The following is a 24,824-nucleotide window of genomic DNA, read 5'->3' as shown; positions in this document are numbered from 1 at the left end:
TTTATATCTGGAGAGTAAAAAATGGATACCTTAAGGTAAACAGCGACAAGAGTCAGAATAAGATTACTCAGAATCACTATATCACTCAAACAACTTTGAAGGTGTAAATATGGATTTCACCCAACACCATTTAGACCATTATCAGGGAATGTCATCTTGCCTACCTGATTACCAATGGAAAACATTTGGCAAACTCCAGGATAACCGCTTATTAATTTCTAAACATATTATCCTAGGAGATAAGTAGGGTTCCCTGGCAAATCATTCATAAATTCTTGCCGCATAAATAATTTCAGCAAAGACTTTCCACTGAACATTTTCAGGAATACCCTTTCCTTGATTTGCATAAAATCCATCCATATCTTCTGTCCATGCAGCCATTGCTTCGAGAAAATTGGCTAAATCAGTATTTTCCCAGGTTGATGCGTTATTTTTGAAATCCTCAAGTACATCCAAAATGAAATTGGAAAAATCAGCCCTTGTTTTAATTTGACCCAGCTTATTTGGCAGATCTAGTGATTTCATCGATCTTCACCTTCTTCACGGATACGAATAGATGTACCATCGTTACGACTGGTAAACTTAAATGATCTCGTAGATAACTCCTCTGATGTGGCGGGAATTATTCTTATCGGCTTATTCGCCTCTTGGAAAGCTTTGAGTCTTCTATTATCCAGGGAGTAAATCTTTCCGTCACGACCAAAGACCCGAATAGGAGGGACATCATACGCAGTTACTTTACCCTCTTTAAGGTTTTGAATTAAATCTTCAACTTTACGACCATTTGAAAACGTCGGCTTAATACTATCTTGGGTAAATCTAACTTCTTTGGGATTTATCAGACCCTTTCGGATCACAGCAACCCTTGGGGATGCTACCCACTCACTGTAGGACGTAAAACGACCTCCAGTAGCATAAGACCGAACTCGAAACTTGTAAGAACCACTATTTAATCGATTATTTTTTTCAATTGGGAGGGTTACTGAAACAATTTTTGCTCCCATATAGACTGAGGACCATGTTGCGCAATCATCTTTACACTGCTCAATTTCATACCCCGTTACTTTTGCTCCAGTATCTGGAGCTTCCCATTGAACTTTGACCGTTCCATGAGATTCTGAGTTGTCTGAAGCAGTAATCACTGATAAGGGGGCTGACTGTACAGGAGGCTGTACCTGCTGAACTCGCTCTCCCTCGCCACCAGAAGCGGTAACATTTCTTGGCGAAGAAGGTGGGATAGCTACATTTACCCACTTTTCATTGGAGTAAGCGCCACATCCACTACTATTACAAGCCCGGACCTTAAATCCCCAAGATCCTGTAGGTAGCTTTTTAACCCGATAAGAATGCCCAGCAATTTTTATGGGCTTAGACCAAACTCCATCATTTTTTTGCTTTACAAGCTCATAGGTGTCTACCGTCTCTGGGGGAGGATGCCAAGTTAACGTTATATCCCCAGTTCGACTTTTCATTTCCGAGACAGCTATTTCAACTTCTGAGGGCGGTGCCACCCCAAAGGCTGACTGACTAGAAAAGTTATTAGCAAAGGTTATAAGAGAAAAAGAAAGTAAATATAAATATGTAATGATATGCAGTTTAAAAGCCACTACTATCACCCGAAAATTTATATTGGTGAGTGGGAACTACCAATTGCCATATTACGGCTGACAATTATAGGGTATAGCTTAGCTATAAAAGAAGATAGCTGCTGAATTACTGGTCAGCTTTAAGTGTGGAAAGTTGATGAACCACTACAGAAAAAATTTTAGGAAAGTAATACAATGCATGAAGATATACGGAGTCCAAAAGTTTATTCTTAAAGGTAACCCCGTACACTAATGTTAGATTCTGGCGAAATTTTAATTGACTATAACCTAGCCCCTTAACCTTTACCTATAAAAAATCCAGTGAGCAAGTCACTCATCCCGCCTGAACTCTAAAATATCACCTGGCTGACACTCTAGTGCCTCACATATTGCCGATAGGGTGTCAAACCTAACGCCCTTCACTTTACCACGCTTCAGTAGGGACAGATTAGCCTCAGTAATTCCTATCTCTGCTGCCAACGACTTTGAACTGACTTTTCGCTTAGCCAGCATTACATCTAGATTGACAATGATAGCCATGCTAAACAAACTCTTTGTTTTCTTGATCGATTTGTTTTGCTGCACGCAAAATATAGAGGACGCTCACTAGCACGAACAATGTAAATAGCCTGCCAATATCGAGTGCAAAGAATAAAGTAAACTCATTATTATGCACATACGATAGATAACTAAGCCACAGCGACTCCAACATACCTAATGGGATTGAAACTCCATATAGCCAAACTAGCCATAGATAGCATCGGTCACTCTCCTTACCAAAATAATCACCCTTGGCATACTGCCCAAAAAGTCGCCAAAGCCAGTAGATAAACAAACCGGAAAGCACAAAAGTTGGCAACTGGCCGAGGATTAGCATCGGTCTGAACTGATCACCTAACCCCCACAACTCTTGAAAAACCGGATTACTACTATTGAAGCCATTTATATCATAGAAAAAATAAATGATTGGTAAGCTAGTAACAGCAATAAGGCTAATTACCACGATTGCCCAACGTAGACGTGTACTTAAAACCTGGATCTTGTAGTTCACAATTTTGCTCCCACTGGATAGGCAGGCATTATACAACAATATAATATTTCTGCAATTAAGCAATAAATTATTGCTTTACAATAATTTATTGCTCATCTACAGTATGCCGCGTAGTCATTGTTGATAAGGAGTAAAACTCATGGAATTACAAAATCATCGCTGGTCAGTACGCAAAGCCATCTGTTGGCTGAGTCTTGCAGCCGCATTTAGTGGCTGCAGTGTGAACCTTCTCGTGGAGGATTCAGCATCGGCAGAAATTCAGCAGAAGCTACTCCCTGTTGAGAGCTTCTTTAATGACTCTGTAATTAGTGGAGTCAAACTATCATCTGATGGGCAATGGCTAGCTTGGCTCCAGCAATACAATGGAGCACTGAATATCTATGTAATGCCGAGTAACGGAAGTGTTGAAGATGCCTTCCCGTTGACCGCTTTTGCCGACGGCGCAGATAGCTTTTCTTGGGATAAGCATCAGCTCGGTATGTATGTCTCTAAAGATTCCAATGGAAATGAGCAACATCAGATTTATAAGTTGGATCTAGAGGTAAAAGGTAAAGATCTAAATTTACTCAATACCCATAAATTAACATCGAAAAATGGCGTAAATTATATACTTTTAGGACAAGCTTCAGAAAAGCCCAACAGTCTAACCCTCTTCGCTAATCACGACGATCCAAAGCTGTTAAGTTTTTACCAATTGAACACCCAAACTGGTAAGTTGACATCAATAATGTCGAATAATCAGCACTTCCATGATGTGCTGATAGACAAAGAGGGAATTCCTGTTGCCGGTGTAAGGTCCAACCCGGATTCATCCATGGAATTATTTATTCGTAAGAACAAATCCTGGCAAAAGTCTCTGAAAACTGAGCCGGGAGAAATCTTACACCTGTCCAGTTATAACTCAGATCTCGAAAGAGTCTATTTCGAGTCTAGTTACGGTGAGGCAGATACATCGGGGTTAAAGCAATTGAACCTGGCCTCAAGAGAAATTACTGATGTGCATACAGACCCCAATAAACGTGCTGATGTTTACAAGAGTCTTTTCAATAAAGATGGTGAGCTTCAGCTGGTTTCTTACTACTATGGATACCGAGAAGATTATCCGATTAGTAAGGAATTCCAAAAACACTGGCAATTTATCACTACTCAGTTTACTCGCAGAGTAGAGATCGATGTTATCTCTATAAATGAAGAGTCTGGCATCTGGTTGTTGGACATTGCTAGCGATGTCGATCTGGGAGCTTTTTATACCTACAATCAAACAGACCAGTCGCTAACGCGCTTGATTGATAAAGATACAAAGTTAGACCCTGAATCTCTGGCAGAAAGACGTTCTATTACCTATGAAGCCCGTGATGGCATCGCCATCCAGGCCTATTTAACGCTACCTAAAGGCAAGAGTAGTCAGTTACCGCTAGTAGTATTGCCGCATGGTGGCCCTTGGTATAGAGATTACTGGAGACTTGGTGCTGACTTTTTCAACCGTGTGTCTCAACTGTTAGCAAATCGTGGCTATGCCGTGTTGCAACCCAACTTTCGCGCATCTGCAGGCTTCGGGGAAACCTTTATTGCTTTGGGCAATCTCCAGTGGGGAACCGGTGGGATGCAACACGATCTGACGGATGGTGTTGAGTATTTAGTAGAACAAGGTATTGCAGACAAAAATAGAGTGGCCATCATGGGTGGCTCTTATGGCGGCTATGCGGCACTTTCTGGGTTGACTTTCACCCCAGATGTATATGCAGCCGCCATATCTTTTGTAGGTCCATCAAGTTTAATCACATTGATAGAATCATTCCCGGAGTATGAACGAGAATTTCTTTCTCACAGATTAAAAGCAATCGGTGACCCATTGGTACAAGCTGATCGAGAAGATATGCAAAACAGATCACCTATAAACTTTACTGATCAAATTAAAGCTCCTTTACTGTTGGTGCAAGGTGCAAATGATCCTCGTGTTACTCAGCTTGAGTCTGATCAAATTGCTATAAAAATGTATCAAAAAGATTTGGCTGTCGAGTATATTTTAGCTAAAGATGAGGGGCATGGATTTAGCAAGCGCAATAACCTGATGGCTTATTTAATAAAGATGGAAGAGTTTCTTGCTGAGCACCTTGGTGGTGAAGTGTACTCTGAAATCCCTAAGGAGCTTACTACTCACTTGGCAGGGCTTGAAGTTGATATATCAAAATTAGCCAAGCAATAATCTCAAGTTGATTTCTTGCGATCTTAATTTGATTGCCAACATAGCATGTCTGTCTTTGACCGATATTAATCAATATCGGTCAAAGACAGGCTACATTGAAAGCAAGGTCATTTCAGTTTCTAACAAACAATATTAAAAATTCCGTCACCCCAAGCACCTAAATGCCCTTTTCTCTTATTAGCGAAAAGATCTTACGAACATCTCACTTTCTATTTAGGTAGACTCATAACCTCAACTGGCTAATAGACATTATGAGTTAGCTACTAAACCATTATTCATTTGGAACATTCGTTCAAGTAAGACTCGACTCATAAAATCCCAGAAGATTAAATTAGGTACAGAAGTATCAATACCATCTTTTCCTAATCTTCAATTACATGTGGCCAAGTCTAAATTTGGCTCATTGTCACACAGTAGATTTTTGAGTATTGTTGTGCCTTTTTTACCGTAGCAGAGGTAGGGCATATCATAGAAGTAAGAAGTATCCACTGCTTTGTAGGGAGACAGGATACCTGTTGTCAGTCTTACCTAAGCAGTGAAGACCAAATGAATTTACTACTTCTCCACTACCTGACCTCAGTATTTCCAATCGAAGCAATGTCGCTATATTGATTGGTTTCAACCCGTTTTAAACCTAAGAACCCAGTCTTAGAAATTAAGAAAAAGCGTAGTAACCATATGGAGGAAGCCATGCATTCTCGTTTAACCACCGTTCTCGTAGCTCTTGTTATTTCAACTAACACTAGTGCAGCCGAGTTCGGCAACCAAAAGACACTAAGTTTCCATCCATATATATCCTTAAACACAGGATATAGCGAAATAGAACTTACTCGAGATTATCGAACAACTGAGAAAGGAAATACAAAGGAGTTTAGCTACTTAGAATTCACTGCTTCTGAGAGAGAGTCATGGAATAGTATTTCAATAGGGGCAAACTTTGACAATTATCCGCTGGAATTGCGATTAAGCTACAGCACCGTTTCTACTGATAAAATTGACGCGTGGGATTTTGATGAGAACGATCCCGTCACGGCGGTAATTTTTGATTCCTGGCAAAAGTTTGATTTAGAAGTATTCTCCCTGACCGGTGTTTTTGAGCTTTCGAAATCCTGCCAAAGAACCTGCCTGTATCTGCTAGGGGGTTATAGCTTTGGAGAGCTAGATTGGTCTCTATCTATGGAAGGGATAATTGAAGGAATCGACGTCCACGAGTCGAGATCATTCAACAAAAGCTTCGTCCACCTTGGAGGTGGGTTCCGCTACAACTTCACCGACTCTTTGCGTATGAATACTGAATATATTCAATATAATATCGGAGAGATCGGCAAATATAAAATAACTGAAAACGAACAAGTAGAATTCGATCTGGATAACCTTGGTGTATGGCAGGCAGGAGTATCTTATATTTTTTAATTGGAGATGAGTACGCGACTAAACACCAACTAGAGCCTCACTCCGATGGTCCTCAACAATAGTGACTTAATGAATCTGATACGCTAATTCCAAAAAAACAGACCGCGTGGAGTACAAATACTCCACTGGATCTTCTTTGTTACTTGTTGTGAGTGAAATCGAGTCTTTAAATCAAGAAGACCTGAGGTAACAACTTAATTACTAAATCCAACAGCAACTTAACTAGCAGTTTTCCCATATTTTCAGACTGTCCCTCACAACCCTTTGGTCACAACTTCCCCACAATATTCACAAACATCCCCTGGCTGTCGTAATCCAGCTGAGTAAGATCATCAGAGAAATCCGTAAAGTTGTAGCCCACCCCCAGCTTGAGGTGATCACCAATATGGTGATATAGGCCAATTAATGCACCGCTCTTGCTGTCCTGCGCGTCGGGTAAATCGAGCAGGCGCCCTTCGATGAGGAGATCCCAGCGTTTTACAAAATGCCAGTCTGCGCGCAGTACATAGAGGCTGGCGCGGCTGTCAAAGAATTCCGGGTCTTCTCTATCCAGACTTAGCTGACCGAGGCGGTAGGCGTATTTGCCTCCCAGGGTCCAGCGTTGGGTGAGATCGTAGCTGGCATCCACGGAGAAAATATGGCTCTTCTGAATAAATTCAGCCGAGGTGTTTTCTACGGTTACCTGATCTTTGGTGGGCACGTTATAGAAATAGGTGTATTTCAATAGCGTGTTGAGGCGATCGTGATTCACCGGGCGGTAGGCGTAGCCCATTACCGCTTCAGTAAATTTTCCATCATAAAACTCGCCCTGGGAACTTTTGCTATCGGAGTAATTGAATTTACCAACCAAGCGCCAGTCTGGGTTGAGCTGATAGCTCAGGACATTCTTCAACAGCCAGGTATCGCGCTCGGATTCCAGCACGGTGTTTTCATCCACTGCGGTTTCCATGGCATCGGTACGGTATTCCACCGCCGAGGCCAAACGGATCGCATCCAGGCTATAGCCCATATTGAGCCCCAAAGCGTTGCGCTCGGTTTTAGCACCGGTACGTGGATCTTCCAGGGTGCCCGCTTCTACCGTGGTGCCGTATGTCCAGCGGTCGTTGGGCGCCAGGTCCATACCCAAGGCATGCGTCAGGCCGGTGGAGATATCGCCGTGACTGTAGCGCTCCTCACCATACATACTCAGGGTATCGGAATAACGACTGCGGAAGCCGGTACTCATATTGCCTTTGCGGGCACGTACGCCGGTATCGCTGCGCTCGTTATCGAGGGTGTAATTCAGGTATACGCTGGTTCTGTCGCTCACCAGGAAGTCAGTGCCCAGTCGCGCGCCCATGCCGGTATCGCCGCTGGAAACCTCACTATCCATGGTGAGTCTGTCGCTCACCCGGTAGGCACCGCCGACACCAACACGATTGTTTTCCTCACGGGTGCCGGTCACCTCTACGGTACCCTGCACAAAGCCGAAAGCACTCCAATTTTCGCCAGAATCATAACTGGCCTCCACTGCCATATCAGTGCGGTCGCCCTGAGTTTGGGTGGCCGCCACAACTTGGGAGAAATCTTCACGGCTATCGCTGCGCACACCGGAACTGAGATGCCAGTGATCGTTGAGACGGTAGCCGAGCATCAAATCCGTTGCACTGGTGTGCAGGCCGAATTCCTCTTCTTTACTATCCGCTTTCAAGCCCACATCGAAACTTTCACCGAGAGGTAGGTTGATCCCCGCTCCAAACTGGGTGGTTTCACCGCGGGCAAATTGACCGGGGCCAGAAAAGCCCGCTTCCCGTTGCTGGTGATAGAAATTACCGGAGCCGCGTAGGCTTTCGAAGAAATCACCCAGCTGCAGGCTCGCTTCAATTTTGTTGGCAGCAGCGCTAGCCTCAGGATCAAAAGTTTGACCGCTATCGAAAGTAAAACCACCATCTAAGGAGTTGGTACTATCGAGGTTACCGCCTTCACTGTTGGCCACTTCTACTTTCAGCCAGCTGCCTGCCGTTTTACGTAACGTTAAATCAAAGCCTTGCAGCGCAGTTTCGTTGTCATCCTCATCCTGTTGGGTAGCACTGAGACCCAGCTTTACGTAATCTCCAAACCAGTAATGGGCGCGGCCACCAAAGGCAAGAGTATCCATCTCTTCAAAGCCGGGGGTGTATTCGTAGCGGGCTACCAGATACTGAGGGTTACCGTTATAAGAGCCATCCTGGATTAACAGATTATCGTTAGCCAAGGCAGACAAGGGCTTGTTCAGCAGTACGCGGCCTTGAATGTAATCGATATCGTAATCGATCACCGGGGAAAGATTTTTTACTGCCAGTACCAAACCGGAGTCTTTATCCCGCACTTCAACCCGCAGGCGTTCGGAGCCGTTTAGAATATCCTGATGACGCATGAAATAGAGGGAGCCGCCGGTTCCACGATACTCATCGCGCCCGGCAATAGTGCCAGGCTCCGCACCAAAGGCATCCACCTGAAAGCGTTTTTCCCCGAAGCTGGTCATGGAATCGCTTTCGAAGTGGCCGTTGGCACCATAGAGTGCGCGGTCTATTTGCGCCAGTTCGTTATCGGCATAGGTCGCCTTGAAATTACCCCACAAGCCGTAGTCGTCGTACTTGGACAACTTCACATAAAACTTGCCGGAGGTGGGTGCGTCTTCCACTACGGTGGAGTCGTCACCAAAGGTGGGATAATAAAGATCACTATCTAAACGGCGGAACAGGGCATCGGGCGTTTTTTCCATAAAGTTGGAAAATAAATCATCCACCGGCCCCTCTTCCGTATCCGCACTGGCAGAGAGGCGCCAGCCCTCACCGAAACCACCGCTGGTATAAAACGCCAGGCGGCCATCGTAGCTAACAGAATTGTCGTAGTGGGTTTCATCGCCGGTAACCAAAGCTGCCGGGCCGTTGGTTTTGTCATAGCCAATCGTGAGATCGGCAATACCCACGGTAAACCAATCGTTTTTGGCAAATTCCAGATCGCGCAGGAACAATTCACCATTGCCCTCTTCATCCAAAACAGCTACTTCCACGGTGTGCATACCGGGGTCGAAAATTTGTTCGGCGACAAACTGACCCTGCTCGTTGACCGGTACCGGGTTGCCCGCCAGCCACACAGTGTGCCCTGGCGGTACCTCGGCACCGTTCACCAGCACACTGTTGCCATCCAGAGGAATATTTCTTCGCGCTAGGCGATTTTCACCGTAGCCAACCAATAATTCCTGAGAAACGTTTACCTCTTTCGTTGACTCTTCAACCTTATCCACCAGCCACAGAGTCTGTTCGGCAGTTTCATCGAAGCGGCCTTTTTTATCGTACACCCGCAAGACATAGTGCAGTTTTTTTAGCGGTGCCTGGAAATGGGAAAATTCTGCAAACCACTCCCCTTCTCCGGCAGCCAGCGGGACTATGTCAACCGGCGTGTCTCTAAGGGACTGCCCTTCTTCAAACAGGCGTACCTCGGCCCGCTCAATAAAACTGGGATAGTTGGTGTAGCTGCGGAAAACCACGCGGTTCTCGCTGTGCTCGGTATCCGGGTTATCCGCATAGCGAATGGTATTGGGCCAGGCTGAAATATTCAGACGCGGCTGCATTTTTTTGTTATCGAAGCGGAACTGGATATTCGCATTATCCAGCGCCACATCGGTACAGCGCTGCAGATCGGCAGAGTTTTTATAGGGATCGTATTCGGGGCTGCCATCCACAGTAATACGCATTAAATTCAGTGAATAGGGGTTGTTAGCGATGGCTTCGCGGTTAATACGCTCGATCTCCAGGCGGTCGCTCTCCGCCAGAATCGCCAGCTCATCGTAGAGCACCTGCACTTCAACCCTCGCACCTTCATCCAGGGTGAAACCGTTGGCCACTACATCGTCGGACTGCACATAACCGCGCCCTTCAAATTCCACTTGGGAGTCTTCGAGGCTAAGAAGCTCTTTTACCTGCTCCATCGCACGGCGCGCGCGTGCACCAGAGAGCCCAACATCATCGCCGTAGACCATGGCTTCCCGGCGGTCCATGCGCTTGTTTTCGCTATAGCCAATAAAGCTCAGGCGCACATTGGCTTTGCTCGAAATTTCCCCCATGGCAGCGCGAATTTGAGTCAGCTGCGCCTGGGTAATAATCGGATCGCCATTATCGAAACGAATAGGCGCTATATCGCCACGCAGGGATTGGTGAGCAATGGTAATGGTTTCCGCGGCTGCCGCTTCCGGGCAGGCCTGTACGCCATCCACCGCCACTTCGAGGGGATCGTCGTACCAGAACTCCACTTCCACACGGCGGTTTAGGGTGCGCCCCTTGGGTGTGTCATTGGCGGCTATGGGCTGACTGGCGCCCTTGCCGCTGCTGGTTATCATCGTGTCCGGTAGGCCCAGGGCATCGCGCACCGCCAGAGCAACACGTCGGGCTTCGCTATGGGACTTTTCCTGATAAGCACTCTGTTGCTGCTCAGAGCTTTCACCAATTTGCAGAGGAAGCGCATCGGTATGACCAACAAAATGAATCACCAGATTTTTCTTGTTGGACAGATTTGTGCGCACTTCGCGGATACGCCGTAAGAACGCCTCGGGTAAATTCGCCTGCCCCGGCTGCCAGCGCAAAGGATTAACCAGGTTTTTTAAGCGCGCGCGCTGTTCAGTGCCAGCGGTATAATTCAATCTACAAACCGTTTCCTGGCGACACACTTTGACCCGGTTAAGTGCCAGGGCTTCAGCGCGGGCACGGGCTGCCATAGCCTCTGCATCCAGAGCATCGTAACTCACCTGCACTTGCACACGACGGTTCAGTTCGCGTCCGGCAGTGGTGATATTGTCGGCAATGGGCTCTGCGTCACCGCGGCTTTCCACCGCGATCATCTCCTCCGGCAGTTCCAAAGCCTGCTGGAAAAAATCTGCCACAAATTGAGCGCGGGCAAGGGTAAATTCTTCCTTACTTGCGTAATCCGCAACGAATTCTTTTTGCATCGGGTCCGAATCGGTGTGACCAATAAAATGCAATTGCAAATTGGGCGTCTCTCCCAGCTCATCCAGCTTTTCACGCAATAACGCGATGGCCTCAGGAGAAACTTCATCAGCTACAGCGAAGAACTGTAATGGCTCGATAAAGTCTTCCACCACAATCGGCTCGGGTGGGGCAATAAAAGTACCCGCATCCTGCAGCCATTGATTGGAAGGGGCGCGCAGCAACATCGTTTCCGTATTACTGCCTATGGATTTTTCCTCAAACTCCGTCTGCGGCTCCTCTACCTCTGGCGCCAGTCCGGGAATTTTTTGCCACACCTGCCACCAGCTGGTTTCCAGGGGTTCGGCTACCTCGGTGTCAGTTTGCTGCTGCGCGTGTACAGGCATTGCCAAGGCCAAAGTAATCGCTGTGGCCAGGCAACGCTCACGCCGACGAAATGTGTGAGTGTTTTTTTTCGCAACAAGCGCTGTGCCAGATCTGTGCGAACACTCCAGGTTACTGCGCTTTTTATTGCCATCTGCAAAGGACATTACTGCCACCCTCCTTTGCTGGGCGGCGCACCACGCCGCCAGAACACTTCCGTTTCAATCGTCAGTTCGTAGTCGCCATAACTACGCGCCCACTGCTCGGCAATATCCGCCTTGATCGTTTGCAAACGCTCTTCCACCAAATCCGGGTCTTCATTTTCCGCGAGGTAGGACAGGCGCAATACCGAGGGCGCTTCACTGAGTTTTTCCAGCAGCAGCTCAATACGGGACTGCCATTGGGGACGCATCTCGGTAGTTGTCGGTTCGAAGACCGCCTCGGCCATATCCAGGCGCACTACCCGGTGCAGGCTGGCGCCGAAGTTAAACTTCACCATCTTGCCTCGGGTCGCACGCACCACGCGCGGGTTTTCTGTGGTGAGACGATAGCCGCTTGGCAAACTGCGGTCGTCGAGCTTGAGCACAAAATTGGAACCGCGATCGGGGTTCGGCACCACCGCACAGGTGATATGGAATCGACCGTGGGCATCGGCAGTGGCATTGAGACCCGTAGCGCTGACTACTCTCGCACCGGCCAGTCCACCTTCACCGGCATCTTGGTAGCCGTTCATATTTTTATCGTCGAAGACCTTACCGATCACATCGGTACAGTCGAAAGTGGGGTCCGGTACCACACGCACGGTCGCCGAAGCTTCACCAGACGCCGTCTGCCCGGAGAGCTGGTTGAACATACGTGCACGGTTCACATACTTGCCCTCGCCCACACCGGAGCCCACGACCAGAAGCAGTTTCAGCTCGCGGGTCTGATCCGCCTCTACACGCAGGTCGGACCAGATCAGTTGCAAGCCTTTTGTCTCCGGTTCCACCGGTTCGCCGTCGAGACGCGCCGAGCCGGCCACGTATTTGAAGCCCGCGGGGAAAAAGTCCACCAGCTGCAAATCGGTAAGCGGTACCGGCAGGTTATTGCCGAAGGTAATGGTGTAAGGCACCAATTGGCTGCGGGTCACATTCAACATGGCCGCAGTTTTAGTAATAGAGAGCGCCCCCTCTAATTTCGGGTCCAGGGGGATATGGTTGTTGAACAACTGGCTATCCCCTGGAATTTGTTTGTTATCCAGAGTCAGGCGCAGGTAATAGTTGGTCAGGGTATCACGCGCTTCTATATCCAGTGGCGGATGTGTCGGGGACAGTTGCACCTCGCAGTGTTGCGCAGTACCCGGCACCATATCCGCATTTCTGCCGAGGCAGGCGCCCACATCGAATCCTGCCGTTTCCGCATTGGTCTGCGCTGGAATAACCAGGGATTCACCACCGACATAATTGTCATCGGCCAGTTCTACCCGAATCAGGTAGTCCGCATTGGCCGGACAGGCGGCATCATCGAAATTAATATCGAACTTGTAGTAGCCACCGGCACGGGTTACCTGACCCTGCTGCTTTTCATCATCGAAGCAACGATCCGGCAGTTCTTGTCCAGAGCTGGCACGCAGCATACTCAGCGTAGCGCCGGTAATCGGAGCACGCAGGATGGAGTTGTAAATGACTCCGTTTGGCGTAAGCGGTAGGTTTAAGTCTTGCGGATTAGCACCCGACTCCACAAAGATCTCACTGATACGCTGGGGACCATTGGTGAAATCGGAAACCGGATTACCCAGAGATGCGGTACTTTCGCTGGCATCCGGCGCGGTGTAGCGCATCTCGTAACTAAGACCACCATAATTGTTGGGTACCAGTCCCTGGAAATGGAAATAGCCATTTTCATCAGTCTGGATAGTTTCCAGCAATGCGCCGTTGAAATACAGATCCACTGCCCAGTTCAACAACAGGCGTTCATCGGCATCGGCCTGATTATTGAAGTTCACATCGTGCCACAGGTAACCGGCCAAATTAGCGATTCCCGGTGTGCCACCGACATCGATAGCAACACTGGCCTGATTGCTTGAAGGTGGATCATTCCAGTGCACTTCCGCGGTATTCACCACGGTGTAGCCAATTTCCAGGCTGTCGGAAAGTTTTGCCTGGAAGCGCAATGTCACACTTTCACCCGGCAGCAAATCTCCATAAGTTGTGGAGTAGTCAGCAGTAATTACCGTTCCGGCAACGCTGACTCCATCTACTTGGCCATTGAGCATGGCAGAGTCTGCAACGTAGGTAAGGACACCATCGCCGGCAACCATTAGATCATCAGTAATATTTACCATGGTCGCCGGCACACCACTGATATTTTCAATGGTCACCAGATATTCCAGCACTGCTCCGGCTTCGGCTGCGCCACCGCCGACAACGGCAACTTCTTTTACAATTGAAAGCAGCTGTGCATCACCCACCACCACTAGTGTCGGTTGGGCACCATTGGCCGGATTGCCATCTGCATCAGTGAGTACCAGTGGCAGTTCTTCTGCAGCAACACTGCCCTGGTTACTGATTACCGTACCCCTGGCAGCATCCATATTCACCATTACATCAAAAGTTACAGTGGCAGTTTGTGCAGAAGTAATCACCCCCTCGTTGGCACCTGGCAAAGGTGGGGTTAGGTCATCAGAAGATACCGGCAATGCAGTATTCAGCAGTGACATACCACCGGCATTATCAGCAACCGCGATACCATTTAAGGTGGTACTGCCGGCAATATAAGTGGTATTTACAGGCACTTGGTCAGTGAGTGCCACCTGCAGCGCATCAACCCCCCCCATATTGGTAATCGCAATGGTGTAACGCAGCACATCACCGGGGTCGACAATGCCCGTGGAAATATTATCCACCGCAATTGCCACGGTCTTATGAGCAACCAGCAGGGGAACATCGCCAACAATATCTATTGTTGGATCGTTGGGGGCATCTGTAGCGGGGTCATCCGATGGGACTTCATCGAAGGGGCCACTACCAGCACCTTCGCCATTAACAAAGCCTTGGTTTGAAATAATAGTGCCGTCATTGACATCATTAATGGTGACATCAAAGGTAACCATCACAGGCACAGCGCCAGTTGCCGCTGCAGCAATAAAACCATCGGCTTCGCCAGATGTATTAATGTTCATACCCGCTTCAAGCGGCGAAGCGTCACTTACATCTGTAAGCGCAGAACCATTCAAGGTGGTGGAGCCAGCAACATAAGTAGTGTTCGCTGGGATCTGATCACGCAACATCCCGTTAACGATATTTTCGTTACCGGTATTTTCCACGCGAATGGTATAGCGCAGGGTATCCGCCACCATCAGCAGGTCCGGGTCACCGGTCATATCTGCTGAGGTTTTATGAATTACCAGCAGTGGTTCAGATTCAATTAATACCTGAGTAGGGTCTTCATCCCCCGCAGCGTCAGGATCATCAGTACCGTTAATATTGGGATCATCACTGTTTTTCAGTAATTGACCGGGCAACTGTACCTGAGCCTGATTCAACACAGGTGTACCGCTGTCAATGACAGAGGCGAGACTTACTTCATAGATCAACTGAATGGAATCACCCGCACTGCCACTTGCCGCCAGGTCAAGATTGGTCACCTTCAACAAGCCACTGCCGTGGGTTCCAGCAGAAGCATCTGTCCCGCTACTATCGCTACTCGCCGGAGCAGTAACCAGTTGCAGGGAGCCCGACTGGAACAATGGCAAGCTGTTTAGGCGGCCCAAGTCATCAGTAATTTCAATACCACTGACATCCACACCGCTGATATTTTTCAAAGTGAGGGTGTAGCGCAATACCTCTGCAGGGCTGGCCGTGACAGCCGGGTTTTGTCCACGAGTAACATTCTCAACAGTTTTGTAGAAAGTTACCTTGGGAACTGAAGCACTCAGGGTATAGGCATCCTCATGATCGAGCACGCCAGGTGTACCATCGGTAGGCGCCGGACGGGTGTACTGACGCGCTTCAGGCGCACTGCTATCCCAACTGTGCCACAGCGTTACCCCGGCAATATTAGTGAGCGTATCGCCATCGCGGGTATCTGCATCCAGGGTAGCGTCGTAACTTAGCAGCAGATGGTGATCCGCAGCCAACATTGCCCCAGCGCCAATTGATGTGATGGTAAGAGTACAACTGGCTGCATCAAAGGCCGTATTAAAATCGGTACCTTCACTCAGGGTGGCAATCGCTGTACCGGCCGCATCGGTGATTTGAGCCGCAAAATTATTTGGTGCGGTTTCACACATGCCACCGGGATTATTGTCCGGCAGGATATCGGTCACGCTGATATCCCAGGCTGGGCCGGTACCAATATTGTGTAAGTCCAAAGTAAAGGTGCCGGGTAAACCGGACTGCACACTGGCCGGGCCGGTTTTTGTCAGGGTAATCGCCGTGGGTTCTACCACCTGCATATCCAAGGTGGAATTACCCGCACCAGCACCCTGCCCCATGGCCGGGTTGTCATTATCGTAGTTGTAGCTGTAACTGGCGCTGTTGCTAAACATGAAGCCATCCACATTGGGTGGATTGCTGTCGCGCAAGCGCAGCGTTACATCAATAACCACCTGCTCACCAGCGGGCACATCGATGCCGTTGGTAGTATCGGCAATCACCAGTGCAGAAGCGGAACCGGTATTTTGCGGAATAAATGCATTTTTACCGGAAACCTTGGCCGCACCAATAAATTCCAAATCCGCCGCGGAAGCACTGAGGTCAATCAACACGCTAACATCGTGCAGGGCTGCTGGCTGCGGCGTTTGCGGAATAGTAATGCGGTAATTGAACGGCTCGCCAATAGAAGCCGTGGGCTGAGTATTTTCAATGAAAAGCGGCGCGGCATTGGGAGTATTAAACTGCACACTCACCGGGGCTGTGGGGCCGTAGTCTTCGCGCATATCCGCAGTCACGGCCGTCGTACCGAGAGAAGGCAGATTGTCGCCATCCAAAGAGTAATAAGTCTCCACATAAGCGGCATTTTGCAGATTAAGGCCCGCGCCCAAATTAGCATCCGCCTGAACGCGGTACACCATTTGTAAAGTCTGGCCTGGGTTAATGGCGTAACCGGTACCCGCGGAGAAATCCCAAATCGCTGCGCCAGTGCTGCTGTCGAAAGTTGGAGCAACAACCGTTGCAGTAGCGCCATTGACAGTTACTGACTGCACATTGATACCAGCCTGGCGCAGGCCGATGGGAATCAAATCTTTAAAGAGCGGATCATAGGCGGGCGCAGAACCATTATTGGTAATAGTAATGGTGTAATCGACCCTATCACCGGCGGAGAGAGTGGTACCCCCAGCAGGGTTCGAACTGATTGCTATTGCCAGGTCTGGCTGTAGCAGATCCAGAGTTTCACTGTCATTGCGTGTTTCATTACCGGTAGCGGCATCGAAGCTGAAAACAACATTATTAGTGAGTGCAGTATTGTTGGCTGGCCATGGGTGCACATCGCGGTTTAATACCCGCGCGCGATAGCGCAGCACAAATTCATCATTAGCTGCGTTGTTATCGCCTTGGTTGCGCAAATCAGCAATATTCCAACTCAGTGTGGTCGGGCCCGCGGCCGGGTCACCAGCCTGCACCGGCTCGGCGATAGCGTTGTGGAGGAAAGGTGCCACAGCCGCGAAAGGTGCATTACTATCTCCATTGATCGACACAGTGCCGGCAAAGACCATGCCCTGCGGCAAAGTATCGACAATCTGCGCCTTCGGTGCTGTACCTTCTGGCAGGGCCAGACGCAGCTCGTATTCCACCAGATCGCCGATACGCAACTGCACATCAGTGCTACCGTAGCTATCGTCAACACGGGTTTTGCTCAGTACGCTGTCATTGGCGGCGGTCAGCTGTGCGGCAATATTTTCCAGTACATAATCATTTAAACCGCCGACACCGTCAGCACCATTGCGCTCATGGGGACTGCTGTTATCTTCATCCAGACTGGTCCACTCGATGCGCGCAGTGGTGGAAAGTGTGGCAGCTGCCAGCACTTCATCCAGTACCAGAGCATCGAATACCAACAGGCTGTTATTACCGGCAGAGATATCCAGATCGCTGTTGGCACGGCTCCACTCGAGAGTTTGCGCAGCATTAACACCATCGCCGGTTACCGTGGGGTCGGCCTGGGCGGCACCTGCAAAGGTGACACTGCCCGGTACGAATTGCAGCCCCAGAGAGAGCTGCTCAAGGATAGCCAAATCGAAAGCGGTGGAATTCTCCGGGCTGCCCGCAGCGGCTAGGTCCAGGGTAAAGCGCAGAATATCGCCCGCATCGGGGTCATTACCGGGGCTGGTCTGGTTGACCACCGTATTGGTTGCGGATAAATCCGGCTCCACAATAGTAAGCACCGGCGCAGTGCCGACACCGCCGGCCTGTGCAGCCCCACCTTTAGTGGCGGCAAAGGTATAACTGGCTTGATTGGCAAAGTTGTGCCCCGCTTGCGCGGTTGCATTATTGGCAACCCGTGCGCGCACTTCAAAAATTGCCACTTCGCCGGCCGGAAGCATGTCAACAGCCAGGGCAATATTGTTACTGCTGGTGTTATCGGTAAATGCGCGGCCATTAATTTCCTGCAGCTGCACCAGTGTCAGGCTGGGGTCGAGCACATCGGTAATCACCAAATCGTGAATCGCCGCAGTAGTGGCGCTACCCGGTACTTGAATGCGGTATATCACTTCCTCACCCACTGCCGCTGTGGGGGCAGTAAGCAGCGTTTTCTGCGGAGGCGTTACCGTAGTGGCAACAGTACCCATCGGGTAAGGCGTTGCCAGGGGAACTGCAGCATACTGTTCACCGCTCTTGCTGGGCAGTGACCAGAATTCATTTGCTGTAAAAGTGTTTACCCAGTTTTCACCGCCGCCGATATCAGTATAAAAGCCAATTTCATAATAAATATCCAAGCAGGCACCAGCGTCGATAGGCACCTGTAAAGTAAAGTGCATATCGTCACCGCGATTGACCGGTGCAGTGTAGCTGTAATCAGTACCTTGAGTCAGTACTGAGCCATCCAGGGAGACCCGTAAATTGGCGATGGAACTTTGCTCCATCTGCGTCGCCAGATCATCGGTCAAAGACAGATCGTAAGCTGGAGCCAAGCCAGTGTTACAGGCTTGTAAAGTAAACTGCATCACATCATTGGCCGGATCCACATTCATATGGGAACTGGGCCAGTTGGCATCGGTTTTAGTCAGATTCGCAAGGCGCGGCTGCAGTACTGTAATACTGGCGTTGTCCTGCAATGTGCTGGCGGCACCGGTGTAATTCAGTTGCGCAGTATTGGTGAGGGTGGCAGTGGGCACCGCAATGCCCGCGCCGGTTTGTACCTTGGCGGTGTACTCAATAATAAATTGATTGGTATTACCGAAGTTACTGAGAATATCGCCCAGATTCCAGGTCACGGTACCAGTATCCCCGTCGCCAGGCACGGCAATCGCCGCATAGGTGTAATCATTCAAGTTGTCATCGTAGGGCGCGGTGGTATCACCGTTCACGCTGACAATGGAATCAAACTCCAATCCGCTCGGCAGCGTATCGCTAACGGTTACCGCCGGTGTGGTGCCCGCCTGCAGATTCAGAACCAGCTGATAGGTAACAGTGTCACCAACCCGTACCGTACCCACTGGAGTGGCGCTATCGGAATCCGCAATGACTGTCTTGGAAATAGTGGTGTTATCCACCGTGTCGATACTGGCACTGGCCGGGCCCACACAGTAATCATCCGGTGCCGAAATACTTGGGCAGCCAGCACCATCGCGTTCATAGGCCTGATCATTTGTACTGCTGTTGTCGAGAGAGGTCCAATCCAACATCACACTATTGCTAATGGGAGAACCAAATACCCCATTCACCTGAGTGCGGTAGGTAATCACCAGAGTTTCACCCAACTGCAGGTCCAGACTGTTATCTCCGTTCTCCCGCCCCCAAAGCAAGGGGCCATTGGGCGCTGCCGCCGGTGCTGAGACAAAACCTGCCACAGCACCACCATTAATGAGTGCCGTTGGAGTAAAACTGCTGTCCAGGCGCAATTCCGAAGGCAGTGTATCCACCAGGTTTAAGTCGTAAGCAGCTGCTGTGGAGCCACCATCGTGGGCCACGGTAATTTCGTACTCCAGTACATCACCACCCACAGGCAAATTGCCGGGGTTGGTCGCATTACTGACGGTTTTACTGACCGCTAGCAAAGGCTCTACCACGGTAACCGCAGCGGTGTTGTCATTGAGGTTTTCCCCGGCTCCGGTTTCGCCATTGCGGTAAGACAGGGTGGCACCATTGCGACGGGAATCGCCATTATTTGTAGCCAAATCATTGGCGATACGGGCAAAGTAGGTAATACGAATCAGTGGTTCAATAGTACCGCCAACCGTGTCATTTTCACTGGCAGTATCCACGGTGCCAATATTCCAGGTGGCATTGCCGGCAGTATTATCTGTGGGGAAACTATTGAATGCTGTTTCAGATGGCGCTGCGCCGTTAATGGTTTCGATACCGACAAAATCATAAGTAATATCGAAATCGGCATTATGGATGAGCACATAGCCTTCCGGGCTGCCGAGCTGATCGGTAACCGCTACATTTTGGCTGATACCTTCTGGCAAGCGGATTTCCAGCTGGAATTTTTTATGAGCACCAATGGTGGGAACTACAGCGGGCTGTAAATCGGTTTTGTTTATCTGTAGCGGCAAGACTTCTGTCTGGGCACTGGCATTGGTTTCATAATCATTAATAGCGTCGCCACCATTGGGTAACACGCCGATACGCATACCGTCAGCAGCTCCATCATTGCCAATAGTCTTACTGCTATTCAATGAAATATCTTTGCCCGGCAGGGACTGCCATCGGGCCTGAATGGTGTTATCCAGAATCTCATGGGGCTCTACACCCTGCTCTACCCGCACATCAAAGGTGAATGACTTGGTAGCGCCCATGGCGATGCTGTAATCCGCATTACTGCGATTCCAGCTAAAGATCGGTGCATTAGCACCCACGGAAGTGATATCGACATTTTGGGGTGGATCATTACCTCCAATATTGCCGATATAAACCAACTTGGAGCCGGTAAGGTCATCGAGTACCTGTAGGTTATAGGCGGTGGCGGTACCGATATTTTCTGCAGTGACAGTTACTGTGAGAATATCATCTGCATCGCTGTTAGTTACAGCGAACGATTTGTTCAGCTGTATCTTGGGTTCCAGCACGGTAATTTCGTGGGAGGCAAAAGGTACCGTAACGTTTTGATTAGCCTCATCCACATAGCTCACCTGGGCAGTGGTGTAACTACCACCATTACCGAGCACATCACCGTCATCGGTATTGCTGCTATTTTCAATACGCGCAATAAATTCCACCGGAAAATCAAACAGGCTACCGGTTACCGTGGTAAGTTCCTGATCGCCAAAATTCCACTCCACGTAATCAGCGCTACCTGTACTGGTACAGGTAGCGCTAAAAGTACCACCGGGAATAAAGCCAGCAGCATCATAGGGCGATGCATCGAGGTTTACGGTTTGCCCTTCAATACAGCGCATTCCCGCCGGCAGTTCATCGCGGATAATAAAGTTACGCAATTTAGCCGCAGGAATTTTTGCAGTCAGCTGATAGCGAATTTCCTCGCCCACAACCGCAGTATCTTTATTGGTGCCGCTGGCAGCACCATTGGATAATTGCAAAGCCTGCTTCGGTTCCGCTTTCACCTCAATAATCTGCATTCGCGCTTGTGCATCCGCAGATTTATAATGGCGCGCACGCCCTGCTGCGGGAGTGCCATCGCCAACGCCATCATTGTCCAGGTCACTGTCGATCTGTGTGGCGGTCTGTTGGCCAAAGTCACCTTCCAGGCTGTCGTAGCGGGCATAAAAGGTATTGTTAAAAATTTGTAGTGGCGCTACGGAGCGATGTGGCTTAACGCGGTAGTAAAGGGTTACCGAGTCACCGGGATTAATCCGCTCCAGCGCTGTGGAATGCTCATAAGAGAAAGTGACAATCGCCGGAGTTCCACCACTACTACAATGGCTGGCTTCAGAATAATTATTAGCACCTGTAGTGGTGCCTACCCATCCATCATCACCGTTATTCGTTTCCGCTGAGCCATCACCATCGTTATCCAGGCCATCGCTGCTCAGGGCCTGCACACACATTTGACCGGAAGGGTCGAGCGTATCGGTGATCACCAGATCGTAGGCAGGAGCACGGTTTACACCGCTATCGGCTGTGCGATTAGTCAGGGTCAGGCGGAAAATGTAGGTCTGGTCCCGGTGGCCTTCGTTAGTAAAGTCCACGAAATTTGTACAGCTGGTACCTATACCGTAGAGATTTTCGTTACAGACTTTTTTATCAACCTCGATATGGGGCTCGGAGACGGTTACAGTTTCCGACCACTCGGTAATATCCGGGAAACCCGGTACGGTAGTAGGCACACCATCAATATTGGTAAAAATACCGCTGGTATTGTAGTTATCCACCACAATAGTTTCGGTGTCGAAAACCGCGGTAAATTGCGCGCGCGCGTAATCGGTGCTGGGATTGGCATGCTGATTCGGGTCGGTGTTCTCAGTATCCACCGGATCATTGAGTAAGCGCGTGGTCATATCTGCAAGGAACCAGCGGTCGCGCAGGGTTATCTTGGAGGTCACATCCCAGAGAAAGTCTGCTTCGCTAAGGGGAATATTCAAGCCCCCGGTCTCCACAATATCGCCACTGGGAATCACTACACAATTTACCTGAGAAACCGGGTGCGGCAGGGTGACATCCGCACAAGTAAGCGGAGCATCGGCGATATAGCCCTGACCATCCGGCAAGTCATCGCGCACATCAATATCGCGCACTTCAATCAGGGTAAATCCGGGCGTGTCGAAACCAAACCAGCCTCCGGCCTGGATTTCAAAGCGACACTCTTCACCAATCAACACACTGCTATTGGGGAATGCAGCTTCGGAAGTTAATTCATTACACTGATCAGAGCGCTCCTTGATCAGGTTAAAACCCATGACCCGCGCGCGCATACCGTCGAGGGTGTAGTTATTGGCCAACTGCTTCTGAGGCGTTGTTTCATTCAACACCGCTGGATTAGGGAAATACAGCGGAGTGCCATCGGACAAGGTTATCTCTCCCACCACATCGGCGCGGAAGGTAAGATCATCATCGGTGGCAGAATGGTTTTTTTCTACCTGGAAAATAATACGCTCGGTTCTGCCCGGTTCAATGACACCATCTAGACTGGTACAGCGATAAACCGCAGCCGAAGCTGGCAGAAAGTCCGGTTGGTTCCAAAGCGGGTGCGCGGGCACGGTGCCGGGGTTAGGCTTGCCAACTGGAGTACAGGCGCGGTCATTCGACAGCACGCGCATAGCTTCACCAAAGGTGACATACACATCGTAGTTATCAGCATCGTGGCCACCATTGTTGGTTACATCTACCGTCAGATCAGACGTACCGCTATCCCGCACAATGTACAGAGGATGCACGGTGCTGATATCCAGATCTTCCGGGTTCGGGGTAACCGACTGATTTTCAATCTGCGTGGGAGGATTGGTACTGGGGCAGAAATCCTCGTAGTCAATCGTTACAACATTATTGGCGAGGCTAATATTACTGTTCGGGTCCTTGCCGTTACCTGCCGATTCTACTTCCACATCGAGATCGGCCATCTTGTCGAAAAAGTCAGGCTCAGTGGTAACAATACGGAAACGGATTTGTATCTCATCGCCCTGACGCATCATATTACGCTGATCCGAATAATTCGGGTGCGTGGTGCTACTCAGCAGGCGGAATTCCGGCTTGTTATTTTGCAGTGGATCAGTGTGCCATTGATTCCAATTGCTACCCACACGCCATTGCAAGGTATCGGCCTTACCGGGGTAAGTGGAGCTGTAGTTGGCCCCATGCCCATCAACGCCACGGCGCGAGCGGGTAATTTGTGGTGTATAGGTGGTATCCACCACATATTCATCCGGAAGATCACTAACGAACTGGATATCCTTAACCGAGCCACGTGTCTGGTTATTGATGGTAATGGTTACAAAACCAGCCGAACCCAGTGGTTGATTCAAATTAGTGCCAGTAATGGCCTGGGTAATATCGAGTGCATCGGCAACTCGGGCATACATCGCTTCGGAATCTGAACCGGGCCCTGAGCCTACTGCAGGAGAGGAAATACCCCCAACACCGGTATCGTCATCAATTTCGCAACCCCACTGTATATCTGAAACCGTATTAGTGCCGTCACTACAGGAGGTGTTTACCTTACCTACCAGATAGATATTCAGGGTTGAGTTTGCAGGAACATCTGTGCGTCCTGAACCACCGGAGAAGCTGCCATTCAGCTCAAAATTATTGATATTGTTGCTGGCTGAAACACACCCAGAGACACCAGGATTGGAACCATTGTTATTGGCGATAGCCTGCGCCGCTGATTCGCTGGAACAGGCATAATTGATGTCCATATTCGGGTTGGTCATCAAATCATCAAAACGTACATCCTGCATATCTGCATCGCCAGCATTGGAGATAGCGATACGCCAGATCACGTCATCATTAATATTGCCATAAACATTATTGGTGTAATTAGTTTGACCCGCATCGATATTGCGCCCGCGTTTATCTACGGAGGGCAGCGGCTCTTTAATAGCCAGCTCCATACTATCGTAATCTGTCTCCGAATCACCACAATAGTCGAAAGAGGCAGATGCATTAATAGTGCGGTTGTTATTAACCAAATCCTCTTCACGGTCTGCCCTACTGCGCACACCGAAAGTAATCCATAAGGTAGTACTTTCATTACGTGCAGCGAGTGCAGACAGGTCGTTTTGGTCCCAACGGATAGTAGTGCCGCTGACAGTAGGTTCACTTAAAACAGCACCAGAGCTTACTGTAGTGGAACCGGGGATATATTCCAGCTGTGAAGTCCCCAGGTTTTCTGTGACCACAATATTTTCAATATGCTGGGTTCCCATAAAACCACTACGGATGCTGGGAACAACAATTCTGATGGTCACCTGGCCATCGCCACAGAGTTCACACCAGCTATTACTATAGCTATGGTCAAGGATATTAAAAGATGCGGGGTTATCTGGAGATGAGGGACAATTGTGATCCGCCCTTGCCTGCGGAGAAAATAAAGCAATGTAAATACAGAGCAGCACTAAACCAACAAGCGCATTATTCCAGGATTTCCGTCCAATTACTTCCGACATCATCGTCACTTATTAGCCGCCGCTTTTCTGTTTACAA

At 49.3% G+C, this 24,824-nt stretch carries 8 protein-coding genes; 2 read left to right on the top strand and 6 right to left on the bottom strand.

Annotated features, from left to right (window positions below):
• Nucleotides 1-261: 261 nt before the first annotated feature.
• The 4 genes from ACJJIT_RS07055 to ACJJIT_RS07040 all read right to left on the bottom strand — a co-directional run bounded on the left by ACJJIT_RS07055 (nucleotide 262) and on the right by ACJJIT_RS07040 (nucleotide 2,637).
• Nucleotides 262-525, bottom strand: coding sequence for a DUF7660 family protein (locus tag ACJJIT_RS07055; protein ID WP_444900441.1), 264 nt, complete (start codon nucleotides 523-525; stop codon nucleotides 262-264).
• Nucleotides 522-1,607, bottom strand: a complete 1,086-nt coding sequence (locus tag ACJJIT_RS07050; protein ID WP_444900440.1) for a hypothetical protein — start codon at nucleotides 1,605-1,607, stop codon at nucleotides 522-524. The genes ACJJIT_RS07055 and ACJJIT_RS07050 overlap by 4 nt, the downstream gene beginning before the upstream one ends.
• 309 nt (nucleotides 1,608-1,916) lie before the next feature.
• On the bottom strand, nucleotides 1,917-2,099 hold the full coding sequence (locus ACJJIT_RS07045) for a helix-turn-helix domain-containing protein (protein WP_444900901.1): 183 nt from the start codon (nucleotides 2,097-2,099) through the stop codon (nucleotides 1,917-1,919).
• A 28-nt stretch (nucleotides 2,100-2,127) separates the two neighbouring features.
• Nucleotides 2,128-2,637, bottom strand: a complete 510-nt coding sequence (locus ACJJIT_RS07040; protein ID WP_444889978.1) for a hypothetical protein — start codon at nucleotides 2,635-2,637, stop codon at nucleotides 2,128-2,130.
• A gap of 139 nt (nucleotides 2,638-2,776) precedes the next feature.
• Between ACJJIT_RS07040 and ACJJIT_RS07035 the strand changes: the two genes are divergently transcribed.
• Nucleotides 2,777-4,843, top strand: coding sequence for an alpha/beta fold hydrolase (locus ACJJIT_RS07035; RefSeq protein WP_444884447.1), 2,067 nt, complete (start codon nucleotides 2,777-2,779; stop codon nucleotides 4,841-4,843).
• A 690-nt stretch (nucleotides 4,844-5,533) separates the two neighbouring features.
• On the top strand, nucleotides 5,534-6,256 hold the full coding sequence (locus ACJJIT_RS07030; RefSeq protein ID WP_444884446.1) for an outer membrane protein: 723 nt from the start codon (nucleotides 5,534-5,536) through the stop codon (nucleotides 6,254-6,256).
• Nucleotides 6,257-6,524: 268 nt separating this feature from the next.
• Here ACJJIT_RS07030 and ACJJIT_RS07025 read toward each other — a convergent pair whose 3' ends face one another.
• Together ACJJIT_RS07025 and ACJJIT_RS07020 are read right to left on the bottom strand one after the other, a co-directional pair.
• Complete coding sequence (locus tag ACJJIT_RS07025) at nucleotides 6,525-11,750, bottom strand: OmpA family protein (protein ID WP_444900439.1); 5,226 nt, start codon at nucleotides 11,748-11,750, stop codon at nucleotides 6,525-6,527.
• On the bottom strand, nucleotides 11,750-24,787 hold the full coding sequence (locus tag ACJJIT_RS07020; RefSeq protein ID WP_444900438.1) for an isopeptide-forming domain-containing fimbrial protein: 13,038 nt from the start codon (nucleotides 24,785-24,787) through the stop codon (nucleotides 11,750-11,752). The genes ACJJIT_RS07025 and ACJJIT_RS07020 overlap by 1 nt, the downstream gene beginning before the upstream one ends.
• Between the last annotated feature and the right edge of the window lie 37 nt (nucleotides 24,788-24,824).

This window comes from Microbulbifer mixtoriginis (SeqCode), from assembly GCF_052467515.1.
The sequence above is the reverse complement of the archived record's forward strand: the minus strand, read 5'-3'. Positions and strand labels throughout refer to the sequence as shown.

Coding starts and splice junctions, on each gene's coding strand:
- ACJJIT_RS07045 (WP_444900901.1), bottom strand. CDS start 2,099: ATGCTGGCTAAGCGAAAAGTCAGTTCAAAGTCGTTGGCAGCAGAGATA.
- ACJJIT_RS07035 (WP_444884447.1), top strand. CDS start 2,777: ATGGAATTACAAAATCATCGCTGGTCAGTACGCAAAGCCATCTGTTGG.
- ACJJIT_RS07020 (WP_444900438.1), bottom strand. CDS start 24,787: ATGTCGGAAGTAATTGGACGGAAATCCTGGAATAATGCGCTTGTTGGT.
- ACJJIT_RS07025 (WP_444900439.1), bottom strand. CDS start 11,750: ATGTCCTTTGCAGATGGCAATAAAAAGCGCAGTAACCTGGAGTGTTCG.
- ACJJIT_RS07055 (WP_444900441.1), bottom strand. CDS start 525: ATGAAATCACTAGATCTGCCAAATAAGCTGGGTCAAATTAAAACAAGG.
- ACJJIT_RS07030 (WP_444884446.1), top strand. CDS start 5,534: ATGCATTCTCGTTTAACCACCGTTCTCGTAGCTCTTGTTATTTCAACT.